Source organism: Streptococcus sp. HMSC073A12, assembly GCF_001812815.1.
In the GTDB taxonomy this organism is placed as follows: domain Bacteria; phylum Bacillota; class Bacilli; order Lactobacillales; family Streptococcaceae; genus Streptococcus; species Streptococcus vaginalis.
Window position 1 is genome coordinate 1 of sequence record NZ_KV810566.1, and the last position, 3911, is coordinate 3911.

Genomic DNA, 3911 nt, shown 5'->3' on the forward strand with positions numbered 1-3911 from the left:
CCATGATTCGAGAATTAAGAGCCTACTTAAAAGATTATAGTGATTAAACTAAGTCAGAACTTTTCCCTTTTTAAAGGTCATTTTCATTTTGCTACCTCTAAAAAATTTAATTCCCTTTTTTTCATTTTCCTCTTGACATGGAACGCGTTCCAGATTGTACAATGAAGTCAAGCTAGCGAAGAAATAAGATTTGAACTCGGAGTGGAGCGCAAATCCATAAAGAAAAGGAGAGAAAAATCATGCAAACAAGAACGATTAAACGTATTTTTACTAATATGGATGGGGCGCTTTTAAATTCAAAGGGGCAAGTTTCCGAAAGGAATGCCAGACGCATTCGCAGAGCAGATATTCCGATTACGCTGGTCTCTGCGCGTGCGCCAATGGAGATGCGTGAGGCTATTGAATTGTTGGGTTTGCAAGGTCCGCAAGTGGGCTTTAATGGTGGTTTGATTTATGAGGTTGTCAATCATCAAATTCGTCCGCTGCACATCAAGATTATTTTCAAGCAGACCGCGGCAACGATTTTACAGGCGGTGCGGTAGCATTTTCAGCAGGTCAAGTCTCAGTTATTATGACTTGAATCATTGGTATTGTGATACAGTAGATGAAAGAATTTGTTACGAATACGACTTGACTCATCAGGCACCAACTCAGGTTCATGATGAAGTTCAGCTTGTGACAATCTGTTTAAAATCATGATGATTAGTTTTGAAGAGGAAGAAATGCAAGATTTGCAGACTTATCTGAATAGTCTAGAACTAACTAGTGTTACAATTCTGCGTTCTGGTCGGTTTTATTTAGAAATCATTAGAAAAGAAGCTCGAAAATCATCAGGGATTGATTACATTAGTCGGAAAGAAAATCTAAAAAAAGAAGAAACGGCTGCCTTTGGTGACGGTCACAATGACATTCCGATGCTAGAAATGGTTGGTTTTCCGATTGTCATGGCCAATGCCTTTAAGGATGTTAAGGCACATGCTTTTAAAATTACCAAGAGTAACGATGAGGACGGAGTTGGTTACGGAATTCACAGGTATCTCATCGGTTAAGTGTTGAAAATCAGAAAGGAACTCAAGGACCAATATTCGAGAAATAGCGGAGTTGAGTGGCTATTCGGTGTCTAGTGTATCGTGCGTGCTCAACAATCCCCCATATGTGTCAGACGAGGCACGGGAGAAAATCCTGCAAATTGTCAGAGAACTGGACTATACTCCAAATCTAGTCGCAAAAGAACTGAGTTTGGGCAATACTTATAAAGTGGGTGTAGTCATTCCTCATGTGCGTCACACTTATTTTACCAAGCTCATCAACGGTATGTTGGATCAAGCGCAGAGAAGTGACTATAATTTGCTGCTTTTGCCGTCTCAGTATGACAAAGAACTAGAGCTTCAGTACCTGGAACAATTGCGAGGTCAGGCTTTTGATCATTTGATTTTCACCTCATGAAGCATAGATTTGGAAACCATTACTTCCTATGCTAAGTACGGAAATATTGTCTGCTTAGAAAAGGTAAACCAGTAGTGTCTATATGGATCGCAAACCAGCTTGTAGAGAAGCTTTTCGCTGGTTGAAAGAACTGGGTTATCAACATTTAGCCCTTATTTTCACTCGTAAAGACAAGCGCAGTTCTACCTATCGGATTATGATGAGGTCTATGGATTGGAGCATACTCCGATGATTCTCGAAGGTGTTGCTATAGAAGAGAATGCTTATCAGAAAGCTTCCGAACTTTGGCAACACCCAGAGATTGACTGTATTTTTTTAAGTGGAGATGACATGGCAGCAGGCTTTATGCAGGCTTATGAAGAAGCTGGAAAACAGCTCCCCTTCATCATGGGGCAAGAAAACATGCTGGCTGGACGGCTCTTGGGTCTCTCTACCATAGATAACAAATCCTATCAGCTGGGTCAGGAAAGTTTCAAGCAGATTTTATCTGAAGAGAAAAAAACCATTGTGCTCAAATCAGAGTTTATCTAGCGATAAGAGACTTGTTGTTTTTCAAATTAGCTTACTTATTTAATAAAAAAGAATCACCTTTCAAATCAAGGTGATTTTTTACTGAAATTTTTCTAAACAGAAAATATTGACAAGAAAAAGTAGACATTGTATACTTTTTGAGGGAAAAAATGAAACGAAATACGGCAGAGTTAAAAGAAAGACTGATCCAGACGGGGATTAAAGAGATTGAAGACCATGGTATCGACCAGCTATCACTGAGGACTGTCGCTAAATCCTGCGGTGTTACTCACGGCACTCCTTACCGGCATTTTGAAAGTAAAGAAAACTATTTAAAAGTCGTTTTAAAACGACTTTCTGCTTTTCTCAACCAAGAGATCCAAAAAAAGATCGATTGGAAGGCTTCTGCACAAAATCAACTGGCCCAAATGGGATTTAACTTCATCATCTTTGCGAAGGATTACCCCTATTTCTTTGAAGCCCTCTTTATTAAATTTCCTTTTAAGTATATGAAAGTCACTCAGGATACTATTTCGCTGGATTCTGATTTGCCAGGATTCGCTGCATTTAAACGGATTGTTTTAGAGCTTCGTAAGGAGGAAGGCTTTACCAACAGCGAAGCTGAAACACTGTTTCACTTTTGGAGTTTTATTTCAGGTCTTGCTGTTTTGGCGAACAGTCCCATTGGACGTGACTTTGACAACAAAGCCATCCAGACTAACATTGAGCATATCCTTGATGTCTATATAAAAGGAGAACGGTCATGAAAATCTTAATTGCTTTTACTCATCCAAACCCTCAAGGTTTTAATGGTGCTATTCTCAAGCAAATCCAAACCAATCTTTCTGAAGCGCATTCTGTCAAAACCTTAGATTTATATGCTGAACAGTTTGATCCAATCTTATGATTTGATGAAAATCAAAAACGCCGCGATTTGGCTAAGGTTCCTGAAATGGAGAAATACCGTGATCTTGTCACTTGGGCAGATCACCTAATCTTTATTTTCCCGATTTGGTGGAGCGGTATGCCGGCTATTCTCAAAGGATTTATTGACCGAGTATTTGTAGCTGGTTTCGCTTATTCTTATAAAAAAGTCGGTTTTGAAGGGCACTTACAAGGAAAATCTGCTTGGATTATCACCACCCATAATACGCCGTCCTTTGTGCTGCCTTTTATTCAGGATTACGGTAAAGTTCTGAAAAATCAAATTTTAAAAATCTGCGCTGTCGCACCGGTTAAGTTAACACAATTAACAAATGTTGAAAAAATTTCTGATGAACAGCGCCAGCAATTCTTAGAAACCATCACTCAAACAGCCCGTCGTATTTAAAATAAGGATGATTGTAAAGCAGAAATAGTACGATACAGCTGAAAACTAGCTTAATAATCTATTTCTTATGAAACATTTCTTGAAAACCTGCGTAAAACTGCTATAATGGAAGTGGAAAAATTAAGGAGGTGTCACGATGGAATATAAGGAAGTGGAATGCAGGCTAGTGGATCATGGAATCAGAGAGTATAAAAAATTTAAAGGAATCAAGATTTATAGTAACAGCCGTTTTTCTGAAGATAGGAAAAAAATAATCTATAAAACGATTTATCTGACACCCAAGAAGAACCTTGTCTACTATCAAAGAGAAGATCTCAACTATGATTCAGAGTGGTGGCTCAGAAAGCATAAGGATCTACCATTCTACCATCAGCAAGAGGCAGATACGGTTTTCAAAATTTGCCAAGCTTTTGCTGAGTTAAGCTCTTACCTAGACAAATCTACTATCAACAAGTTGGAGCAAAAGTTAGCGGCAGGTGCTTTTATTGAAACCTTGAATATTTAACTTGACAGACAGCCAGTCTCTACGGACTGGTTTTTTTGTATGAAGTCAGTTGCATTGTTTCATAGGACATTTGTCTATTTTTGTTATTGATAAATTGTAAAATATAGTGCAACAAAAAAA

At 38.5% G+C, this 3911-nt stretch carries 5 protein-coding genes and 2 pseudogenes; all 7 read left to right on the plus strand.

All coding sequences use genetic code 11. From position 1 onward, the window contains the following. The first annotated feature begins 239 nt into the window (after positions 1–239). The 7 genes and pseudogenes from HMPREF2876_RS08920 (at position 240) to HMPREF2876_RS08940 (ending at position 3791) form a co-directional block, all read left to right on the plus strand. A pseudogene (locus HMPREF2876_RS08920) lies at positions 240–1049 on the plus strand (Cof-type HAD-IIB family hydrolase). Positions 1050–1092: 43 nt separating this feature from the next. Beyond that, positions 1093–1446: a LacI family DNA-binding transcriptional regulator gene (locus HMPREF2876_RS10990; RefSeq protein WP_224784000.1), complete on the plus strand. Its 354-nt coding sequence runs from the start codon at positions 1093–1095 to the stop codon at positions 1444–1446. An 82-nt stretch (positions 1447–1528) separates the two neighbouring features. Continuing rightward, the gene (locus HMPREF2876_RS10995) at positions 1529–1678 is read left to right on the plus strand and encodes a hypothetical protein (RefSeq protein WP_224783688.1); all 150 of its coding nucleotides are present in this window, start codon (positions 1529–1531) and stop codon (positions 1676–1678) included. Then, complete coding sequence (locus HMPREF2876_RS11000) at positions 1675–1977, plus strand: type 1 periplasmic-binding domain-containing protein (protein ID WP_224783687.1); 303 nt, start codon at positions 1675–1677, stop codon at positions 1975–1977. The genes HMPREF2876_RS10995 and HMPREF2876_RS11000 overlap by 4 nt, the downstream gene beginning before the upstream one ends. A gap of 149 nt (positions 1978–2126) precedes the next feature. After that, positions 2127–2723, plus strand: a complete 597-nt coding sequence (locus HMPREF2876_RS08930; protein WP_024052411.1) for a TetR/AcrR family transcriptional regulator — start codon at positions 2127–2129, stop codon at positions 2721–2723. After that, positions 2720–3286 (plus strand): annotated as a pseudogene (locus tag HMPREF2876_RS08935) (NAD(P)H-dependent oxidoreductase). Before HMPREF2876_RS08930 ends, HMPREF2876_RS08935 begins: the two are co-directional and overlap by 4 nt. A 136-nt stretch (positions 3287–3422) precedes the next feature. Continuing rightward, positions 3423–3791, plus strand: a complete 369-nt coding sequence (locus tag HMPREF2876_RS08940) for an EXLDI protein (RefSeq protein WP_004224594.1) — start codon at positions 3423–3425, stop codon at positions 3789–3791. Positions 3792–3911 lie beyond the last annotated feature (120 nt).